Below are 18,402 nucleotides of genomic sequence, written 5' to 3' on the forward strand. Positions count from 1 at the left end.
CTGAAGTGCCTGGACCAGCGCTCGTAAGACCTCCCCGACTGTCACCGTGAAGGACACGCATGCCCCGGCAACTCCATCTCAACGCCTTCCTCATGAACACCGGCCACCACGAGGCCTCCTGGCGGCTCCCCGAGAGCGACCCGTACGCGCACGTGGACCTGGCGCACTATGTCAATCTGGCCCGCGTCGCCGAACGCGGCACCTTCGACTCGCTCTTCCTCGCCGACGGACCTCAGCTGTGGAACAACCTCGCGCAGCGGCCCGCCGGCGCACTGGAGCCGCTCACGCTGCTCACCGCGCTGGCGACGGCCACCGAGCACATCGGGCTGATCGCGACCGCGTCCACCTCTTACAACTCCCCCTACAACCTGGCCCGCAAGTTCGCCTCCCTCGACGTCATCAGCGGCGGCCGGGCGGGCTGGAACATCGTCACCACCGCCGGCGCCGAGGCCGCCCGCAACTTCGGCCTCGACGCCGAGCCCGCGCACGCCGAGCGGTACGCCCGTGCCGCCGAGTTCCTGGACGTCGCCCTGAAGCTCTGGGACAGCTGGGAGGACGACACGATCGTCGCCGACAAGGCGGCCGGGGTGTGGGGCGACGACGCCAAGATCCATCCGCCGCGGCACCAGGGGACGTACTTCAGCGTCGAGGGGGCCCTCAACGTCCCCCGCACCCCGCAGGGTTACCCGCTGCTCGTGCAGGCCGGGTCGAGCGAGGACGGCAAGCGCTTCGCCGCCCGGTACGCGGAGGCGGTGTTCACCGCGCAGCAGACGATCGAGGACGCGCGGGACTTCTACGCCGACCTCAAGGCGCGCACCGCTCAGGCGGGTCGCGACCCCGAGCACATCAAGGTGCTGCCCGGCATCGTCCCGGTGATCGGCTCGACCGAGGCGGAGGCGCACGCCCTGGAGCAGCGGCTGGAGGACCACATCGTGTACACGCACGGTGTCGACCGGCTGGAGCATCTGCTGCAACTGGAGCCCGGTGCGTTGGAGTTGGATGCCCCGCTCCCCGCCGAACTGCCCTCCGAGGACGCCATCGAGGGGGCCAAGAGCCGCTACACCCTCGTCGTCGAACTGGCCCGGCGCGAGCGGCTCACCGTCCGGCAGCTCATCGGCCGACTCGGCGGCGGCCGCGGCCACCTCACCTTCGCCGGTACGCCCGAGCAGGTCGCCGACGCCATCGAGACCTGGTTCACGCAGGGCGCAGCCGACGGCTTCAACATCATGCCGCCGGTGCTCCCCGCCGGTCTCGACGCCTTCGTCGACCACGTCGTGCCGATCCTGCGCGCACGCGACCTGCTCCGGCAGGAATACGGCCCGCGCCGGACCCTGCGCGAGCGCTACGGCCTGCCCCGCCCCGCCAACCAGTACACCGCCCGCGAGAACGCCCTCGTCTGAAAGGACCCGCCCATGTCCGGCATCGAAATCCACAAGGTCACCGCGCACATCGGCGCCCGCGTGTCCGGCGTCGACATCTCCCGGCCGCTCGGCTCCGACACCGTCGCTGCCCTGCGCGAGGCACTCAACGTGCACAAGGCGCTCGTCTTCGACGACGTGAACCTCGACGACGAGTCCCATCAGGCCTTCGTCCGTCACTTCGGCGACATCACCACCGCCCACCCGACGGTCGCCTCCGTCGCCGGCACCCCGAACGTCCTGCCGGTGGACAGCGAGCGCGGCCGGGCCGCCAACCACTGGCACACCGACGTCACGTTCGTCCTCAACCCACCGCAGGCCACCACTCTGCGCAGCATCACGATCCCGCCGTACGGCGGCGAGACCCTGATCGCGAGCTCCGCGGCCGCCTACCGGCAGCTGCCCGAGCCGCTGCGGAAGCTGGCCGACACCCTGTGGGCGGAGCACACCAACGACTACGACTACGCCGTGCCGGACGAGGAGATCGACGAGGAGCAGGCCGCCCAGCGCGCCCAGTTCACCTCGATCACGTACCGCACGGTCCACCCGGTCGTCCGCGTCCATCCGCTGACCGGTGAGCGCGGCCTGTTCATCGGCGGGTTCGCGCAGCGGATCGTGGGCCTCTCGCCGGGCGAGTCCCGCAAGATCCTCGATCTGCTCCAGGCGTACGTCACCCGGCCGGAGAACGTGCTGCGCCACCGCTGGTCCGAGAACCAGCTGGTCGTCTTCGACAACCGCATCACCCAGCACTACGCCGTCGACAACTACGACGGTCTGCCGCGCCGTCTGCACCGGGTGACCGTCGCCGGTGACGTGCCGGCCGGTATCGAGGGCAAGGAGAGCTACTCGATCGAGGGGAACGCCGCGCACTACACCCCGGTCGCCGCGTAGTCGCAAGGTCACGTACAGTGCGGCGACCGTCCGCATAGTGGGCAGCCTCTCCTTCTGAGCGGAGAGGCTGCCCAGACTGTGGGCGTTTTTTGCCCTCTCACGCATTGGACGAGCCGCGCCCATGCAGAACAGCACCACCGAGACGCCCCCCACAGCGGACGACGTCTCCCTCTCCCACGGTCTCAAGCAGCGCCATCTGTCGATGATCGCCCTCGGCGGTGTCATCGGCGCGGGCCTGTTCGTCGGATCCGGAGCCGGCATCGCCGCCGCCGGTCCCTCGATCGTCATCGCGTACGTCCTCTCCGGCCTCCTCGTGATGCTGGTGATGCGGATGCTCGGCGAGATGTCGGCCGCGTATCCCTCCTCCGGTTCCTTCTCCGCGCACGCCGAGCGGGCGATCGGCCCCTGGGCGGGCTTCACGGCCGGCTGGTCGTTCTGGGTGCTGCTCTGCACGGCCGTGGGCCTGGAGGGCATCGGCGCCGCGAAGATCGTCACGACCTGGCTCCCGCACACCCCGGAGTGGGCCTGGGTGGCCCTGTTCATGGTCGTCTTCTGCGGCGCGAACCTGGCCGCCGTGAAGAACTTCGGCGAGTTCGAGTTCTGGTTCGCGGCACTGAAGGTCGGCGCGATCGCGCTGTTCCTGGTGCTGGGCGGGCTGGCCATCGCCGGCGTCCTGCCGGGCACGGACGCGCCGGGCACCGCGAACCTCACCGGCGAGGGCGGTTTCCTCCCGAACGGCACCGAGGGTCTGATCATCGGGCTATTGGCATCGGTCTTCGCCTACGGCGGCATGGAGACGGTCAGCATCGCCGCGGCCGAGTCGGAGAACCCGGTCAGCGGCGTCGCGAGCGCGGTCCGCACGGCGATGTGGCGCATCGCCCTGTTCTACATCGGCTCCATGGCGGTCGTCGTCACCCTGGTCCCCTGGGACTCCAAGGAGGTCGTGGAGAAGGGCCCGTACGTCGCCACCCTCGACCACCTCGGCATCCCCGGCGCCGGTCAGCTGATGAACGTCGTGGTCCTGGTCGCCCTGCTCAGCGCCATGAACGCCAACATCTACGGCTCCTCGCGCATCGCGTACTCCCTCGTCCAGCGCGGTCAGGGTCCGAAGGGGCTGGGCCGGGTGTCGGGCGGGGTCCCGCGCGTCGCGGTCCTCGCGTCCTCGGTGTTCGGCTTCGTGTGCGTGGCTCTGAGCTACTGGCGGCCGGACGACGTCTTCCCCTGGCTGCTGAACATGATCGGCGCGGTCATCCTGGTCGTCTGGATCTTCATCGCCGTCTCCCAGCTGCGGCTGCGCCGCCGGCTGGAGCGCGAGGAGCCGCAGAAGCTGGTCGTGCGGATGTGGGCCTTCCCCGTGCTGACGTGGGTGGCGCTGGCCGGCATGGCGGCGATCTTCGTGCTGATGGCCCGGGAGCCGGACACCCGGGTGCAGCTGTACTCGACGGGCGGGATGACGCTGTTCCTGGCGGTCGTCGGATACGCCTGGCAGCGGACGCGCGCCAGGGGCTGACACGCCCCCGGCCGCGGCAAAGCCCCCGTGTGATCCACACGGGGGCTTTTTGCTGTTAGCTTGTTGTTGCAAGCTACTTGCAATAAGAGCTCTGAGGGGACCCTTCATGCCCGTCTACACACTCCCGGACCTGCCCTACGACTACTCCGCGCTCGCGCCGGTGATCAGCCCCGAGATCATCGAGCTGCACCACGACAAGCACCACGCGGCCTATGTGAAGGGCGCGAACGACACGCTGGAGCAGCTCGCGGAGGCTCGGGACAAGGAGAGCTGGGGGTCGGTCAACGGCCTGGAGAAGAACCTGGCCTTCCACCTGTCCGGGCACATCCTGCACAGCATCTACTGGCAGAACATGACCGGTGACGGCGGTGGCGAGCCGCTGGAGAAGGACGGCGTGGGCGAGCTGGCGGACGCGATCGCCGAGTCCTTCGGCTCCTTCGCCGGCTTCAAGGCGCAGTTGTCCAAGGCCTCCGCGACCACGCAGGGTTCGGGCTGGGGCGTGCTGGCGTACGAGCCGCTGAGCGGTCGGCTGATCGTCGAGCAGGTCTACGACCACCAGGGCAACGTCGGCCAGGGCTCGACCCCGATCCTGGTCTTCGACGCCTGGGAGCACGCCTTCTACCTCCAGTACCGGAACCAGAAGGTCGACTTCATCGAGGCGATGTGGCAGGTCGTCAACTGGCAGGACGTGGCCCGGCGTTACGCGGCGGCCAAGTCCCGTGCGGACGTCCTGCTGCTGGCTCCCTGAGCCACGGAGAACGTCCTGCCTCGTGATCGTCTTCTCACCTTTCACGCAGGGCAGGCGGAATGACGGAAGCCCCCGCGAGGACGTGACTCGCGGGGGCTTCCCCGTGTCCGGGGGGCGTCAGGGCTTGCGGCCCACTCCGCCGTGCTGCCCGATCGGCCGGGGCTCCTCGTCGCCGGGCTCGGGGCGCCACAGCGGGACCGAGACGATGCCCGGCTCCACCAGCTCCAGGCCCTCGAAGAACGCCTCGATCTTGTCGACGGGGCGCAGGAAGTACGGGACGGCGCCGGTCTCGTTGTAGCCGTCCTGGGCGTTCTCGTAGTCCGGGTCGGTGCCCCGGGAGCCGTCGTTGATACAGAGGTAACTGCCGGAGGGGAGCCCGGCCAGCAGGCGGCGGACCAGGTCGCGGGCCTGGTCGTAGTCGGCGACGTGGCCGAGGAGGCCGCTGAGGATCAGCGCCGTCGGGCGGGAGAGGTCGAGGGTCCGCGAGGCGGCTTCCAGGATCTTCTCGGGCTCGTACAGGCTCAGGTCCTCGTACGCCGTCACGCCCTCGGGGGTCGAGGTGAGCAGGGCGCGGGCGTGGGCCAGGACCAGCGGGTCGTTGTCGACGTAGACGATCTTCGACTCGGGGGCGAGGCCCTGGGCGACCTCGTGGGTGTTGTCGACGGTCGGCAGTCCGGTGCCGACGTCGAGGAACTGCCGTACGCCCGCCTCCGCGACCAGGTACCGGATGCTGCGGCCCAGGAAGGCGCGGCTGCTGCGCGCGATGGTGACGATGCCGGGGAAGACGGCGGTGTACGCGTCGCCCGCCGCCTCGTCCACGGGGTAGTTGTCCTTGCCGCCCAGCCAGTAGTTCCAGATCCTGGCCGAGTGCGGTACCGAGGTGTCGATCTCCGTCATGCGCCCATGGTGCTACGGCAGGTCGGTCCCGCAGGGCACATTGAGGGAGAGAAGTGCGGCGGATCCGTCGGTTTTCACGAGGAGTTCGCTGATCGCCGCGTTGCGCAACCGGGGGAACACTCTGCGGTACTCCCCGGCCGGGATCGACAGCAGCGTGCACAGCACCAGACGGAGCAGGGTGTTGTGGGCGACGACGAGAACACGCCCGCCCGGATGGGCGGCGGCGATGCGGCGCAGGGCGGCCGCGCCGCGCTCGGCGGCCGCCGCGGGGTCCTCCGCGCGCGGGAAGGGGTGGGCCACCGGATCCCTGCGGAACGCCTCCGCGGCCGCCGGGTCCTCGGCCGCGAACTCCGCGAGCGTACGGCCCTCCAGCACCCCGAAGTCGCATTCGCGCAGCCCGGGTTCGCGCCGCGGGGTGAGTCCGAGGGCCCGGCAGGCGGGGTCGGCGGTGGCGACGGCGCGGGAGAGCGGCGAGGTCCAGATCGCGTCCACCGGGTGGGCGCCGGCCCAGCGGCCGAGGGCCTCGGCCTGGGCGCGGCCGGTGTCGGTGAGGGCCACGTCGCTGATCCCGGCGTAGCGGTTCTCGGCGTGCCAGATGGTCTGTCCGTGCCGGGCCAGCAGCAGTGTCGTACCGGTGCTCGTGCTCATGGCTGTGCAGTATCCCCGTCCAGGCGGGCGTGCGCGTGGGCCGCGACCGGGGGCGGGAGCCAGCCCCGGGTCGTCAGCTCGTCGACCAGGCGGGCGTAGGGCTCGGCGAAGCGGGCGGTGCGGCCGGGCCGGGGCTCGACGGTCGTGTCGATGCGGACCATGGCCTCCGCCGCCTCCGCGAGGCCCGGTGCCGCGCCCGTGCCGTAGGCCGCCAACGCGGCCATGCCCAGGGCCGGTTCGGTGTGCCGGGGCACCCGGGCCGGGCGGCTGAGGACGTCGGCGCGCAGTTGGTTCCAGTACGGGCTGCGGGCGCCGCCGCCCGTGAAGGTGAGGGGGCCGTCGAGGGGCGCGCCGAGATGGTGCAGATAGTCCAGGCACAGGCGTTCCGCGAAGGCGACGCCCTGCAGGAGCGAGGCCCACAGGTCGGCGTCCGTCTCCGGTTCGCCCAGGAAGAGCGCGGTGGCGTCCGGCGCGAGGAACGGGAAGCGCTCGCCGGGTGAGACGAGGGGGTAGGTGATCGCGCCGGACGGCTCGTAGGAGGCGGCCAGCGTGTCCATGGCCGCCGGGTCGGCGCCCGCGAACGCCGCCGTGAGCACGCCCGCGCCGACGCTGGAGGCCCCGCCGGGCAGCCAGCCGCCGTCCGGGGCGCGGTGGTTGTAGACCACGCCCGTCGGGTCCCGGACCGGGGTCGGGGAGGCGCCCTTGAGGACCAGGGTGGTGCCGAGCACCGAGTTCCAGGAGCCGGGGCGCAGCGCGGCGGAGGCGATCTGGGCCGCGCAGCCGTCGGTCATCCCGGCGATGACGGGGGTGCCGGCGGGGATGCCGGTGGCGTCGGCCGCGGACCGGGAGACCTCGCCGAGGCGGGTGCCGGGGCGTACGACGTCCGGGACCGCCGGGTCGGGCAGGCCGAGCCGGGGCAGCATGGCCGGCCAGGCGTCGTGTTCCAGGTCGTAGCCGGTCTTCAGGGCGTGGCTGGAGTCGGCCGGGGGCAGTTCGCCGGTGAGGAGGGAGACGACCAGGTCCGGCTGGTGGGTGATCCGCCCCGGCCCGTACGTCTCCGTCAGCCACAGCGCCTTCGGCAGCGCCCAGGTGTCCTGCACGCCGATCCCGGCCATCCGGGCCCGCGCCCCGTGGGCCGTCGCCCGGCCGTCGTCGTACATCAGCGCGGGGCTCATCGGCCGTCCCGCCCCGTCCGTCAGCAGCACGGTCCCGGACGTCCCGCACACCGCGAGCCCGCCGACCCCTGCGCCCCTGGAGGAGCCGAGCGCGGCACGGGACGCGGCGCACAGCCCCTCCCACCACTCCCCCGGATCCTGCTCGTGCCGCACTCCGTCCCGGCGCCCGCCGAGCGGGGCCGAGCCGCTGCCGAGGACGGTGCCGTCCCCGGTGACCAGCAGCACCCGGACGCTCTGCGTGCCCAGGTCGACCCCGAGCCATGCCTCCTGCTCCTGTGCCATCCGGACCTCCCGCACATCTGGATCCGTGAACTTCACACTCTGCCCTGAGATTTTCCCCTGCGCGAGGGATTGACGCCCAACTTCCGCCGTTCCACCCTCTGTTAACGAGTCGACTCGCCGCGTTAACCCGACACCCGGATGGCCGAACCCCACGTGGAGGTCACGGATGGACACGCACGCGCACGACCGCCGACGCTTCCTGGCGATGGGCGCCGCCCTGGCCGCGACGCCGCTCCTGACCGCCTGCGGTGCCGGATTCGGCGGGGACGACAGCAAGAGCGACGGCTCGGCGGCGGACGACGTCACCGGATCCTTCGACTGGAAGCGCGAGAAGGGCACGACCGTCAAGGCGCTGCTGAACAAGCACCCCTACACGGACGCCCTGGTCGCCGACCTGAAGTCGTTCACCGAGCAGACCGGCGTCAAGGTCGAGTACGACGTCTTCCCCGAGGACAACTACTTCGACAAGCTCACCGTCGACCTGTCCAGCGGACGCGCCTCGTACGACGTCTTCATGCTCGGCGCGTACATGGTCTGGCAGTACGGGCCGCCGGGCTGGCTGGAGGATCTCGGCCCCTGGATGCGCAACTCCTCGGCCACCGGCGCCGAATGGGACCAGGCCGACTTCTTCCCGAACCTCCTCCAGGCCGACCAGTGGTCCCTGAAGGCGGGCGCGCCGCTCGGGCAGGGCGGGCAGTACGCGCTGCCGTGGGGCTGGGAGACCAACGTGGTCGCCTACAACACGGACGTCTTCAAGAAGCTCGGCCTCAGGCCCGCCGAGACCTTCGACGAGCTGCGCGAGATCGCCGGCGCCATCAAGCGCAGGGCGCCGGGTGCCGGCTTCGACGGCATGTACGGGATCGCCGTACGGGGGTCCCGCAGCTGGGCGACCATCCACCCGGGCTTCATGACGATGTACGCCCGCAACGGGCTCAAGGACTTCACCGTCCGGGGCGGCAAGCTCACACCCGCGATGAACAGCCCCGAGGCCGTCGCCTTCACCGAGGACTGGGCCGGCATGGTCAAGCAGGGCGGGCCGCCGTCCTGGACGTCGTACACCTGGTACCAGTGCTCCAGCGACCTCGGCGCGAAGAAGGCCGGGATGCTGTTCGACGCGGACACGGCGGCCTACTTCCAGGCGGTGGAGGGCGCGAGCCCCGCCTCCGGGAAGATCGCCTTCCACCCCGGTCCGAAGGGGCCGGACGGCTCTCTCGCCACCAACATGTGGATCTGGTCGCTCGGCATGAACGCCAAGAGCAAGAAGAAGAGCGCCAGTTGGCTGTTCCTGCAGTGGGCGACCGGCAAGGAGCACCTGCGCAGGAGCGCGATCACCCACAACCACATCGACCCGGTCAGGAAGTCGGTCGCCGACGACGCCGCCTACAAGGACAAGATGCGGCACCTGCCCGGCTTCATCGAGACCTTCGAGACCGTCGTCGACCAGACGAAGATCCAGTTCACCCCGCAGGCCCAGTTCTTCGACGCGACCACCAGCTGGGCCGCCGCGCTCCAGGAGATCTACGGCGGCAAGGGGGCCGGGTCGGTGCTCGACGACCTGGCGGGCGACCTCGCCGACAAGGTGGGCTAGGGCATGCGGCTCGCCCTGCGCCCGTACGTCCTGATCGTCCCGGCCCTGCTGCTGACCTGCGGGATCCTCTATCCCTTCGGACTCGGCCTGTACTACACGCTGTTCGACTTCTCGGCGAGCAAACCGCAGCCGGACATGGTGCGGTTCGAGAACTACGAGACCGTCTTCACGCAGGAGGCGTTCTGGAACTCGGCGTGGGTGACGGTGCTGTACGCGGTCGGGGCGGCCGCCGTGGAGACGGTGCTGGGCGTGACCGTCGCGCTGCTGCTGCACCGGTCGACGGTCGTCGGGCGGGTGCTGGAGAAGATCCTCATCCTGCCGCTGATGATCGCGCCGGTGATCGCGGCGATCATCTGGAAGCTGATGCTCCAGCCGTCGGTGGGCGTGGTGAACTACCTGCTCAGACCCTTCGGGCTCGGCGGCGTGCAGTGGACGGACACCCCGACCGGCGCGCTGCTGTCGTCCATCGCCGTGGACGTGTGGGTCTACACCCCGTTCGTGGCGATCCTGGCCCTCGCCGGACTGCGGTCGCTGCCCACCTCCCCCTTCGAGGCGGCGGCCGTGGACGGCGCGGGCTGGTGGTACACCTTCCGGCGGCTGACGCTGCCGATGCTGTGGCCGTACGTCCTGGTCGCGGTGATCTTCCGGTTCATGGACTCGCTGAAGGTGTTCGACATCATCTACGCCCTGACCGAGGGCGGACCCGGCGACTCGACCGTCGTCCTGCAGATCCGCGCCTACCTGGAAGCGATCCGCTTCCAGCGGTACTCGTTCGGCATCAGCTACACGATCGTGCTCTGGGCGGTCGTGTACCTCGCCGCGATGGTGCTGGTGAAGCACCTCGGCAGGATCCAGCGGAAGGCTGCGGAGGTGAAATGACCGTACGAAAACGCCTGTCGGGCTGGCTGGCGGACGCCGCCCTCATCCTCTACTTCGTCTTCGCGCTGTTCCCGATCGCCTGGATGGTGATCCTGTCGCTGAAGCCGGCGAACGAGCTCTTCTCCACCTACTTCTCCTTCTCCCCCACCCTCGACGGCTACCGCACGGTCCTCGGTGACAGCGAGGGCATCCCCTTCGTGCGGTTCTTCGTCAACAGCCTGGTGGTGTCGGTCGGAGCGGTGTTCCTGTCGCTCCTCGTCGGCCTCCCGGCGGCGTACGCCTCGGCGCGCTGGCGGTTCAAGGGCTCCGAGAACCTGATGTTCACGCTGCTGTCGTTCCGGTTCGCGCCCGAACTCACTGTGATCATCCCGCTGTTCGTGCTGTACCAGAATCTCGGCCTGTTCGACACGTACGTCGGCATGGTGTGGGTGCTCCAGCTGGTCACCCTGCCGCTGATCGTGTGGATCATGCGGTCGTACTTCGCCGACCTCACGCCCGAGCTGGAGCAGGCGGCGCTGCTGGACGGCTACACGCGCAAGCAGGCGTTCGTGAAGGTGGCGCTGCCGCTGGTGAAGCCGGGGGTGGCGGCCGTGTCCCTGCTCGCCTTCATCTTCGCCTGGAACAACTTCGTCTTCCCGCTCATCCTCACCTCCAACGAGGCGCAGACGGTGACGGTGGGCGCGCTGTCCTTCCTCGGCGGCGACCGGCCCAAGTACAACCTGACGGCCGCCGCCGCGCTCGTCTCCGTCGTGCCGCCGCTGCTGCTCGCGCTGACGATCCAGCGGTATCTGGTGCGGGGGCTGTCGTTCGGGGCGGTGAAGTCGTGATCCGGCTGCGGGACGTACGCAAGGCGTACGGCAAGGTCACCGCGCTCGACGGGCTCGAACTGGACGTACGGAAGGGCGAGTTCTTCTGCCTGCTCGGCCCGTCGGGCGCCGGCAAGACCACGACGCTGAAGACCGTCGCCGGACTGGAGATCCCCGACGCCGGCACGGTCGAGCTGGACGGCGCGGACATGCGCGGGGTCGAGCCCTACGACCGCGGCGTGGCGATGTGCTTCGAGAGCTACGCCCTCTACCCGCACAAGTCGGTCCACGACAACCTCGCCTCGCCGCTGCGCTCACCGCGCCACCGCCTTCCGGCGGCGCGGGCGCGGGAGCGGATCGGCGAGGTGGCGGAACTCCTCGGCATCTCCGCCCTGTTGGACCGGCCGGTCGGACAGCTCTCCAACGGCCAGCGCCAGCGCGTGGCCCTCGGCCGGGTCCTGGTCCGCCCCGCCCGAGCCTTCCTGCTCGACGAGCCGCTGTCCCATCTGGACGCCAAGCTGCGCCAGCAGATGCGGGCCGAGCTGAAGGCGATCGGTGCGGTGCGGCGCACCACCACCCTCTACGTCACCCACGACTCCGTCGAGGCGCTCGCGCTCGGTGACCGGATCGGGGTGATCCAGGACGGGCGGATCGTGCAGACGGGGACGCGGGAGGAGATCTGGTACCAACCCCGGGACACCGAGGTCGCGCGGGCTTTCGGGCGCCCCCGGATCAACCTGCTGCCGGGCGTCGTCGCGGCCGACGGCGCGTTCCGCTCGGCGGACGGCAAGGTCGAGCTGCCGATCCGGGCCGGCGCCGCCGCCGGGACCGAGGTGCTGATCGGGGTCCGCCCCCGCGATCTCACCCTCGGCGCGGGCCCGGGGCACGAACTCAGCGGCACGGTCTACGTCACCGAGGTGCTCGGCCGGTCCGTGGAGGTCACCGTCCGGCTCGGCGCACAGCATGTGTCGCTGGTCGCCCCGCGCGGCGAGGCGGCCGGTCTTCGGCCCGACGATCCGGTACGACTGTCGGTCCGGCCTGAGAACCTGCTGCTGTTCGAGGCCGACCGGCCGGAGCGTCCAGGACGAAGGATCGCGCGATGAACAACGCACAGCAGGGCCCCGCCGCCCGTCAGGCCGCCATGGCCGAGCAGGTCCTCGCCGACGGGTCCGCCACGGCCGCCGAGCTGGCCGAGCGGTTCGGGGTGAGCCTGATGACCATCCACCGGGACCTGGACGAGCTCGAACGGCAGGGAATAGTCCGGAAGTTCCGGGGCGGGGTGACCGCGCAGCCGTCCGGGGTCTTCGAGTCGAACGTCCAGTACCGGCTGAAGACCATGCGCGCACAGAAGGCGGCCCTCGCCGACGAGGCGCTCCGGCTCGTCGAGCCCGGTATGGCGATCATGCTGGACGACTCCACCTCCACCCTGGAGATAGCCCGACGGCTGCGGCTCGGGGAGGTGACCCCGCTGACGGTCGTCACCAACTTCCTGGAGGCGATCAACCTCCTGTCCGACCAGCGCGGCATCCACCTCATGGCCCTCGGCGGCGACTACGACCCCCTGCACTCCTCCTTCCTCGGGGTGTCCTGCGTGGAGGCGGTCCAGCAACTGCGCGTCGACGTCTGCTTCGCGTCGACGTCGGCCGTGCACGGCGGCTACGCCTACCACCAGGAGCAGCACATCGTGTCGGTGAAGCGGGCCATGCTCGACGCGGCCGCCCGCAACGTCCTGCTGATCGACCACACCAAGCTCGCCCGGGCCGCCCTGCACCGGGTGGTCCCCCTCTCCCGCTTCGACCTGCTCCTCGTGGACGACGGGGCGTCGGCCCAGGCGCTGCGGGACCTGGACGAACACAAGGTCAACTACCGAGTCTGCGCGACGAAGGGCAGCGATGACCGAGCTGGAGCTACGTGATCTGCGCAAGACCTACTCCGCCCGGGGCCGCCCGGCGGTGGACGCGGTGCGCGGGATCGACCTGGCCCTGCGCTCCGGGGAACTGCTGGGGTTGCTGGGCCCCTCGGGCTGCGGGAAGTCCACCACCCTGCGGATGATCGCCGGACTGGAGACCGTGACCGGCGGGGACATCCTCGTCGGCGGGACATCGGTGACCGCGCGGCCGGCCCAGCGGCGCAACATCGGGGTCGCGTTCGAGAACTACGCGCTGTATCCGCCGCTGACCGTGGCGGAGAACCTGGCGTTCGGGCTGCGGGCCCGCAGGCGCGCCGACCGGGGTGACGTCGACCGCAAGGTCAGGGACATCGCCGAACGCGTCGACCTCACCGGCCTCCTAGACGCCCGACCCGCGGGCCTGTCCAGCGGCCAGAAGCAGCGCGTGTCCCTGGCCCGCGCCCTGATCCGCGAACCGGACGTCCTGCTCCTCGACGAGCCCCTCTCGCACCTGGACGCGGCCCAGCGCGACACGACCCGCCGCGAACTCAAGCGCATCCAGCGGGACCTGGGCCACACCACCATCCTGGTCACCCACGACCAGGAGGAGGCTCTCTCCCTCGCCGACCGGATCGCCGTGATGAAGGACGGCGTCATCCAGCAGCTCGGGACGCCGTACGAGATCTACGACAGCCCCGCCAACCTCTTCGTCGCGGACTTCGTCGGCGAACCGGCGATCAACCTCCTCCCCGGTGTGGCGACGGACGACGGACACGCCCGCCTCTCCGGCACCGCCCGGCTCGCGCTGCCGGTGCCGGTGGCGGCGGGCCGGGAGGTGGTGGTCGGCATCCGCCCCGAGGACCTGACCCTGACCGGCGAGGGCACCGGGCTGCCCGCCCGGGTCGTGGCCCACGAACCCCTCCTGGAGTCGGGCATCGCGACGCTCGCGCTCGACGGTGCCCCGCAGCCGCTCGTCGTCCTCACCGACCCCGAGGTCCGCCTCGCCCACGACGACCGTGTGCACGTGGCCGCCGACCCTCAGCTCACCCATGTCTTCGACGCCGAGACGGGAGACTCCCTTCGATGACCAACGGGAACCGTGTGCGCGTGGTGGCCGCCGGCGACCACTTCGTCCTGCCGTCGCTCATCAGCGCGGCGCTCGGCCGTGAACTCCCCTGCGACATCGGCGAACTGACCCTCGGCTGGCCGCTGGAGCCCTTCGGCCCGGTGGCCGAGGTGACGGAGGCGAGCGACGCCGAGGACGAGCTGATCGACGCGCTCGCGGGCGCGCAGGTGCTGGTCACCCAGATGGGTCCGGTCACGGAGCGGGTCCTCGGCGCCTGCCCGGAGCTGCGGCTGGTGGTGGTGTGCCGGGGCGGCCCGGTCAACGTCAACCTGGACGCGGCCAAGCGGCACGACGTGCGGGTGTGTTTCGCGCCCGGCCGCAACGCCGCCGCCACCGCCGAGTTCACGGTCGGTCTGATGCTGGCGGCGCTGCGCCGGATCCCGCAGGCCCACGACCCGCTGGCCCGGCGGGGCAGTTGGGAGGGGGCGGCCTACTACACGTACGAGCACAGCGGTCTGGAGCTGGAGGACCTGCCGGTCGGGCTGGTCGGCTACGGGGCCGTGGGCAGCCGGGTCGCTCGGGCGCTGGGGGCGTTCGGCGCCCGGGTCATGGTGCACGACCCGTATGTGCACGGGGAGATCCACGGGCTGCGTGTCGCCGCCCTGGACGAACTCCTGCTGAAGTCCCGGGTGATCAGTCTGCACGCCCGGCTCACCCCCGAGACCCGCGGTCTGATCGGCGCCCGGGAACTCGCCCTGCTGCCGCAGGGCGCGGTGGTGGTGAACGTGGCCCGTGGCCCGCTGCTGGACGAGGACGCCCTGTGCGACGCGCTGGCGAGCGGGCGGGTGGCGGCGGCGGCCCTCGACACCTACGTACAGGAGCCGCTCCCCCCTGACGCGCGGCTGCGCGCCTTCGCCGACCGGGTGGTGCTGACCCCGCATCTGGGCGGGGCGTCCCGGGCGGTGGCGGAGAAGGCGGCGGCGATCGCGGCGGCGGAGGTGGGGCGCTGGGTGCGCGGGGAGCCGCTGGCGCACTGTCTGACGTGACGGGACCGAAGGAGGTCGGCATGTACGTCGGTATCGATGTGGGCACGTCCACGGTGAAGGCGGCCGCCTTCGACGCCGCCGGCCGTGAACTGGCCGTCGCGTCCCGCCCGGTGGCCCTCGCGCTGCACGGCGGGACCGTCGAGCAGGACATGGAGGAGGTGTACGGGGCGGTGCTCGCCGTGCTCGGGGAGGTGACCGAACGCGTCCCCGGACCCGTCGAGCTCGCCGGGCTCACCGGGCAGGGCGACGGGGTGTGGCTGGTGGACACGGACGGGCGGCCGGTGCGTCCCGCCGCTTCCTGGATGGACGGGCGGGCGCACGAACTGGTCGACCGCTGGCTGGCGGACGGCACGTTCGAGGCGGTGTTCCGGCGGACCGGCAGCGCGATGTTCCCGGGCTGTCCCGGGCCGCTGCTGGCCTGGCTGGAGGGTCATGAGCCGAAGACGCTGGATGCCGCGGCCGCCGCCCTGTACTGCAAGGACATGGTGTTCCAGCGGCTGACGGGGGCGGCTGCGGCGACGGACGTGTCGGACGCGTCGATGCCCTTCCTGGACCCGCGGACGCGGTCGTACGACAACGGGGTCGTCGAGCTGCTCGGGCTGACCCACCGGCGCGGGCTGCTCGCGCCGGTCAGCGACCCGATCGCGACGGCCCGGACGCTCGGCGAGGGGCTGCCCGCCGGGACGCGGATCGCGAACGGGCCCTACGACCTGCCGGCCTGTGCGCTCGGCGCGGGCGTGACGTCCCCCGGCGACGGCCTGCTGATCGTCGGCACGTGCCTGGCCAGCCTCGTCGCGACCACCGACCTGGACCTGACCGGCGAGCCGGCCGGCCTGTACATCAGCACCGACCGCCCGGGGCACTGGCTGCGCGCGATGCCCGCGATGGTCGGTACGGCGGCCCTGGACTGGGTGCTGTCGACGACCGGCGTCCGGCACGAGGAGGTCGACGGGCTGCTCGCCGAGACCCCGCCGGGGGCGCACGGGGTGCGGGTGCTGCCGTACTTCGCGCCCTCGGGTGAGCGGGCGCCCTTCGTCGAGCCCCGGCTGCGCGCCGAACTGACCGGTGTCTCCCTGGAGTCGACGCCCGCCGATCTGGTCCGGGCGACCTGTGAGGGCATCGGGTACGCGGCCCGGCACTGTCTGCAGGCGGCGGGGCTCACCGGGACGCTGGCCGTGTGCGGTGGCGGTACCCGCAGCCCGGCCTGGATGCGGTTGCTCGCCGATGTCCTGGGGCGGCCGCTCAGGGTCGTCGAGGGCGAGGTGGGCGCGCGGGGCGCGGTGCTGGCGGCGGCCGAGCGGTACGGGGTGGGGCTGGACGCGCGGACGTGGACGCGGCCGACGGCGGTGGTCGAGCCGGACCCCGCGCGGGCCGCGTACTACACGGAGGGCTACGAGGACCATCTGATCCGGCTGAGTCAGGCGCGCGCCCGCGCGCGTGCCTGACTCAGCCACGCGCGCCCGCGCGCGTGCCTGAAGCGCCCGCGACGAAAGGGAGTTGTATGCACCCGAGACGTAGATCCGTGCTGCTCGCGGCCGCCGGCACCACGGCGGTGGCGGCCGTGCCCGCGACCGCCGGCGCCGCACCGCCCTCCCGCCCCGGGCGAGGACCGCTCGTCATCGGTCATCGCGGCGCGGCCGGCTGGCGCCCCGAGCACACCGCGGCCTCGTACACGTACGCCGTGCAGGCCGGCGCCGACTGGATCGAACCGGACCTGGTGCCGACGAAGGACCATGTGCTGGTCGTCCGGCACGAGAACGAGATCTCGCAGACGACCGACGTGGCCGCCCACCCCGAGTTCGCGGGCCGCCGGACGACGAAGACGGTGGACGGGCGGTCGGTGACGGGCTGGTTCACCGAGGACTTCACGCTCGCGGAGCTGCGCACGTTGCGGGCGGTGGAGCGGCTGCCGCTGGTCCGCAACCGCAACACCGTCTTCGACGGCCGCGACCGGGTCCTCACCTTCCAGGAGGTCGTCGACCTGGCACGCGAGCTGTCCCGGGCGCACGGCCGGACGATCGCCGTGTTCCCGGAGACCAAGCATCCGACGTACTTCCGCTCCCTGGGGCTGCCCCTGGAGCCGGAGCTGGCGCGGGTGATCCGGCGCAGCCGGCTGGGCCGGCGCGAGTGCGTGGTGCAGTCCTTCGAGCCGACGAGCCTGAAGCGGATCGCGGCGGAGCGGCTGGGGGTGCCGCTGTGGCAGGCGCTGGGGACCACGGGCGGGCCGTACGACCTGGTGTCCGCCGGTGATCCGACGACGTACCGGGACATGATGACCCCGGCGGGCCTGGCGCGGATCGCCGCGTACGCGGACTGGATCGGGCCCGACAAGTCCTCGCTGGTGGGCACGCCCGTCCTCGCGGACGCGCACGCGGCGGGGCTGCGGGTGGGGCCGTACACCTTCCGGGCGGAGAACCAGTTCCTGCCGGAGCGGTTCCGGCGCGGCGGCGGAGCGAACGATTTCGGGGACGCGTTCGCGGAGTACGCGCTGTACTACGGGATGGGAGTCGACGCGGTGGTGACAGACTTCCCGGATCTGGCGGTGACGGCAAGGAGCTAGGAGGGGCTGATGTTTTTCCGGGACAAGCACTGCCGGACCTGTGGTGGCAGCCGTACCCAGGTGTTCAGGCCGCTCACCTCCGAGGAGCTGGCGGCCGTGGGGTCGGACCGCGGGGACCTGTGGCGGTGTACCGCCGAGGGCTGCCGTTGGTACCAGCCCTGGCACAAGCAGCGCGACGGCGGCCTGCTCCCTGAGGAACTGAAGAACAAGGCCGCCGTCACCGAGTCGAAGTGACCCCTACAGGTTGCTGAAGTCCGGGCCCTTGGTGCGCGTCCGCTTGATCTCGTAGAACCCGGGCACGGAGGCCACGGCGAGGGTGCCGTCCCACAGCTTCGCGGCGTCCTCGCCCTTGGGCGCCGGGGTGACGACCGGCCCGAAGAAGGCGATCTGCTCGCCGTCGGCGCCGGGGACGGCGATGACCGGGGTGCCGACCTCCTGGCCGACCTTGTCGATGCCCTCCTTGTGGGAGGCGCGCAGCTGCGCCTCGTAGGGGGTGTCGTCCCAGTGGTCCATGAGGGACTCGGGCAGGCCGACGTCCTTCAGGGCGGCGGCGACCGTCTCCTTGCCAGGGCCCCCGCCCTGGTTGTGGATGCGGGTGCCGAGCGCGGTGTAGAGGTCGCCGAGGACCTCGGCGCCGTGCTCCTCCTGCGCGGCGATGACGACCCGGACCGGGCCCCACGCCTTGGTCTCCAGCAGCTCGCGGTACTCCGCGGGCAGGTCGTCCAGCTTGTCCTCGTTGAGGACGGCGAGGCTCATCAGGTGCCAGCGCACCTCGATGTCGCGGACCTTCTCCACCTCCAGCACCCAGCGCGAGGTCATCCAGGCCCAGGGGCACAGCGGGTCGAACCAGAAGTCGACGGGGGTCTTGTCCGACATGTCTCTCCTCATGAGGCAAGCAGGTCTCAGCTGAACCTCAAGGGGAACAACGCTGCTCGCCGGGCCATTCCCCGGTGCCGCGCGGTGGGGGCGCATGGCAGGATCGGCCTGTCCGCATACTGAA

At 71.4% G+C, this 18,402-nt stretch carries 18 protein-coding genes; 14 read left to right on the forward strand and 4 right to left on the reverse strand.

Annotated features, from left to right (window positions below):
* Positions 1-59: 59 nt before the first annotated feature.
* The 4 genes from ACIRD7_RS11940 (at position 60) to ACIRD7_RS11955 (ending at position 4,567) form a co-directional block, all read left to right on the forward strand.
* Positions 60-1,400, forward strand: coding sequence for an LLM class flavin-dependent oxidoreductase (locus ACIRD7_RS11940; protein WP_403452568.1), 1,341 nt, complete (start codon positions 60-62; stop codon positions 1,398-1,400).
* A gap of 12 nt (positions 1,401-1,412) precedes the next feature.
* Positions 1,413-2,309, forward strand: coding sequence for a TauD/TfdA dioxygenase family protein (locus tag ACIRD7_RS11945; protein WP_403452569.1), 897 nt, complete (start codon positions 1,413-1,415; stop codon positions 2,307-2,309).
* Positions 2,310-2,430: 121 nt separating this feature from the next.
* Positions 2,431-3,819 carry an amino acid permease gene (locus ACIRD7_RS11950; RefSeq protein WP_403452571.1) on the forward strand — a complete coding sequence of 463 codons (1,389 nt, stop codon included), beginning with the start codon at positions 2,431-2,433 and terminating at the stop codon, positions 3,817-3,819.
* A gap of 106 nt (positions 3,820-3,925) precedes the next feature.
* Positions 3,926-4,567 (forward strand): superoxide dismutase, encoded by a 642-nt coding sequence (locus ACIRD7_RS11955; protein ID WP_403452572.1) that lies wholly within the window; start codon positions 3,926-3,928, stop codon positions 4,565-4,567.
* 117 nt (positions 4,568-4,684) lie between these two features.
* Here the strand turns inward: ACIRD7_RS11955 and ACIRD7_RS11960 are convergent, their stop codons facing one another.
* Genes ACIRD7_RS11960 through ACIRD7_RS11970 form a run of 3 tightly spaced genes read right to left on the reverse strand, consistent with a single transcriptional unit; the run spans position 4,685 to position 7,569 of the window.
* The gene (locus ACIRD7_RS11960) at positions 4,685-5,464 is read right to left on the reverse strand and encodes an SAM-dependent methyltransferase (RefSeq protein WP_403452574.1); all 780 of its coding nucleotides are present in this window, start codon (positions 5,462-5,464) and stop codon (positions 4,685-4,687) included.
* 12 nt (positions 5,465-5,476) lie between these two features.
* Positions 5,477-6,112 (reverse strand): histidine phosphatase family protein, encoded by a 636-nt coding sequence (locus tag ACIRD7_RS11965; RefSeq protein ID WP_403452575.1) that lies wholly within the window; start codon positions 6,110-6,112, stop codon positions 5,477-5,479.
* A complete protein-coding gene (locus tag ACIRD7_RS11970) occupies positions 6,109-7,569 on the reverse strand; it encodes an FGGY-family carbohydrate kinase (RefSeq protein WP_403452577.1) in 1,461 nt (486 codons plus the stop codon). Before ACIRD7_RS11970 ends, ACIRD7_RS11965 begins: the two co-directional genes overlap by 4 nt.
* Positions 7,570-7,735: 166 nt before the next feature.
* On the opposite strand from ACIRD7_RS11970, the gene ACIRD7_RS11975 reads away from it, so the two are divergent.
* From ACIRD7_RS11975 to ACIRD7_RS12020, 10 genes are read left to right on the forward strand one after another with little or no spacing between them, the layout of a single operon-like run.
* Positions 7,736-9,157 carry an ABC transporter substrate-binding protein gene (locus ACIRD7_RS11975; RefSeq protein ID WP_403452579.1) on the forward strand — a complete coding sequence of 474 codons (1,422 nt, stop codon included), beginning with the start codon at positions 7,736-7,738 and terminating at the stop codon, positions 9,155-9,157.
* A 3-nt stretch (positions 9,158-9,160) separates the two neighbouring features.
* Positions 9,161-10,036: a carbohydrate ABC transporter permease gene (locus ACIRD7_RS11980; RefSeq protein ID WP_403452580.1), complete on the forward strand. Its 876-nt coding sequence runs from the start codon at positions 9,161-9,163 to the stop codon at positions 10,034-10,036.
* On the forward strand, positions 10,033-10,863 hold the full coding sequence (locus ACIRD7_RS11985) for a carbohydrate ABC transporter permease (RefSeq protein WP_403452581.1): 831 nt from the start codon (positions 10,033-10,035) through the stop codon (positions 10,861-10,863). Before ACIRD7_RS11980 ends, ACIRD7_RS11985 begins: the two co-directional genes overlap by 4 nt.
* Entirely contained in the window at positions 10,860-11,945 is a 1,086-nt protein-coding gene (locus tag ACIRD7_RS11990) for an ABC transporter ATP-binding protein (RefSeq protein ID WP_403452583.1), read from the forward strand. The genes ACIRD7_RS11985 and ACIRD7_RS11990 overlap by 4 nt, the downstream gene beginning before the upstream one ends.
* The gene (locus tag ACIRD7_RS11995) at positions 11,942-12,757 is read left to right on the forward strand and encodes a DeoR/GlpR family DNA-binding transcription regulator (RefSeq protein ID WP_403452585.1); all 816 of its coding nucleotides are present in this window, start codon (positions 11,942-11,944) and stop codon (positions 12,755-12,757) included. Before ACIRD7_RS11990 ends, ACIRD7_RS11995 begins: the two co-directional genes overlap by 4 nt.
* Positions 12,735-13,817 carry an ABC transporter ATP-binding protein gene (locus ACIRD7_RS12000; protein ID WP_403452587.1) on the forward strand — a complete coding sequence of 361 codons (1,083 nt, stop codon included), beginning with the start codon at positions 12,735-12,737 and terminating at the stop codon, positions 13,815-13,817. The genes ACIRD7_RS11995 and ACIRD7_RS12000 overlap by 23 nt, the downstream gene beginning before the upstream one ends.
* Positions 13,814-14,842: a 2-hydroxyacid dehydrogenase gene (locus ACIRD7_RS12005; protein WP_403452588.1), complete on the forward strand. Its 1,029-nt coding sequence runs from the start codon at positions 13,814-13,816 to the stop codon at positions 14,840-14,842. The genes ACIRD7_RS12000 and ACIRD7_RS12005 overlap by 4 nt, the downstream gene beginning before the upstream one ends.
* Positions 14,843-14,862: 20 nt before the next feature.
* On the forward strand, positions 14,863-16,287 hold the full coding sequence (locus ACIRD7_RS12010; RefSeq protein WP_403453067.1) for an FGGY family carbohydrate kinase: 1,425 nt from the start codon (positions 14,863-14,865) through the stop codon (positions 16,285-16,287).
* A 56-nt stretch (positions 16,288-16,343) separates the two neighbouring features.
* Positions 16,344-17,402, forward strand: coding sequence for a glycerophosphodiester phosphodiesterase family protein (locus ACIRD7_RS12015; RefSeq protein WP_403452590.1), 1,059 nt, complete (start codon positions 16,344-16,346; stop codon positions 17,400-17,402).
* Positions 17,403-17,411: 9 nt separating this feature from the next.
* Complete coding sequence (locus tag ACIRD7_RS12020; protein ID WP_403452592.1) at positions 17,412-17,636, forward strand: hypothetical protein; 225 nt, start codon at positions 17,412-17,414, stop codon at positions 17,634-17,636.
* Between the two features lie 3 nt (positions 17,637-17,639).
* On the opposite strand, the gene ACIRD7_RS12025 is transcribed toward ACIRD7_RS12020, so the two are convergent.
* Positions 17,640-18,278, reverse strand: coding sequence for a DsbA family protein (locus tag ACIRD7_RS12025; protein WP_403452594.1), 639 nt, complete (start codon positions 18,276-18,278; stop codon positions 17,640-17,642).
* Positions 18,279-18,402 lie beyond the last annotated feature (124 nt).

Origin of the sequence: Streptomyces sp. NPDC093568 (genome assembly GCF_044764945.1) — a bacterium.
In the GTDB taxonomy this organism is placed as follows: domain Bacteria; phylum Actinomycetota; class Actinomycetes; order Streptomycetales; family Streptomycetaceae; genus Streptomyces.

Bases quoted from the DNA above. Each gene is read 5' to 3' on its own strand.
- ACIRD7_RS11940 (WP_403452568.1), top strand. From the start codon at position 60: ATGCCCCGGCAACTCCATCTCAACGCCTTCCTCATGAACACCGGCCAC.
- ACIRD7_RS11945 (WP_403452569.1), top strand. From the start codon at position 1,413: ATGTCCGGCATCGAAATCCACAAGGTCACCGCGCACATCGGCGCCCGC.
- ACIRD7_RS11950 (WP_403452571.1), top strand. From the start codon at position 2,431: ATGCAGAACAGCACCACCGAGACGCCCCCCACAGCGGACGACGTCTCC.
- ACIRD7_RS11955 (WP_403452572.1), top strand. From the start codon at position 3,926: ATGCCCGTCTACACACTCCCGGACCTGCCCTACGACTACTCCGCGCTC.
- ACIRD7_RS11960 (WP_403452574.1), bottom strand. From the start codon at position 5,464: ATGACGGAGATCGACACCTCGGTACCGCACTCGGCCAGGATCTGGAAC.
- ACIRD7_RS11965 (WP_403452575.1), bottom strand. From the start codon at position 6,112: ATGAGCACGAGCACCGGTACGACACTGCTGCTGGCCCGGCACGGACAG.
- ACIRD7_RS11970 (WP_403452577.1), bottom strand. From the start codon at position 7,569: ATGGCACAGGAGCAGGAGGCATGGCTCGGGGTCGACCTGGGCACGCAG.
- ACIRD7_RS11975 (WP_403452579.1), top strand. From the start codon at position 7,736: ATGGACACGCACGCGCACGACCGCCGACGCTTCCTGGCGATGGGCGCC.
- ACIRD7_RS11980 (WP_403452580.1), top strand. From the start codon at position 9,161: ATGCGGCTCGCCCTGCGCCCGTACGTCCTGATCGTCCCGGCCCTGCTG.
- ACIRD7_RS11985 (WP_403452581.1), top strand. From the start codon at position 10,033: ATGACCGTACGAAAACGCCTGTCGGGCTGGCTGGCGGACGCCGCCCTC.
- ACIRD7_RS11995 (WP_403452585.1), top strand. From the start codon at position 11,942: ATGAACAACGCACAGCAGGGCCCCGCCGCCCGTCAGGCCGCCATGGCC.
- ACIRD7_RS12000 (WP_403452587.1), top strand. From the start codon at position 12,735: ATGACCGAGCTGGAGCTACGTGATCTGCGCAAGACCTACTCCGCCCGG.
- ACIRD7_RS12005 (WP_403452588.1), top strand. From the start codon at position 13,814: ATGACCAACGGGAACCGTGTGCGCGTGGTGGCCGCCGGCGACCACTTC.
- ACIRD7_RS12010 (WP_403453067.1), top strand. From the start codon at position 14,863: ATGTACGTCGGTATCGATGTGGGCACGTCCACGGTGAAGGCGGCCGCC.
- ACIRD7_RS12015 (WP_403452590.1), top strand. From the start codon at position 16,344: ATGCACCCGAGACGTAGATCCGTGCTGCTCGCGGCCGCCGGCACCACG.
- ACIRD7_RS12020 (WP_403452592.1), top strand. From the start codon at position 17,412: ATGTTTTTCCGGGACAAGCACTGCCGGACCTGTGGTGGCAGCCGTACC.
- ACIRD7_RS12025 (WP_403452594.1), bottom strand. From the start codon at position 18,278: ATGTCGGACAAGACCCCCGTCGACTTCTGGTTCGACCCGCTGTGCCCC.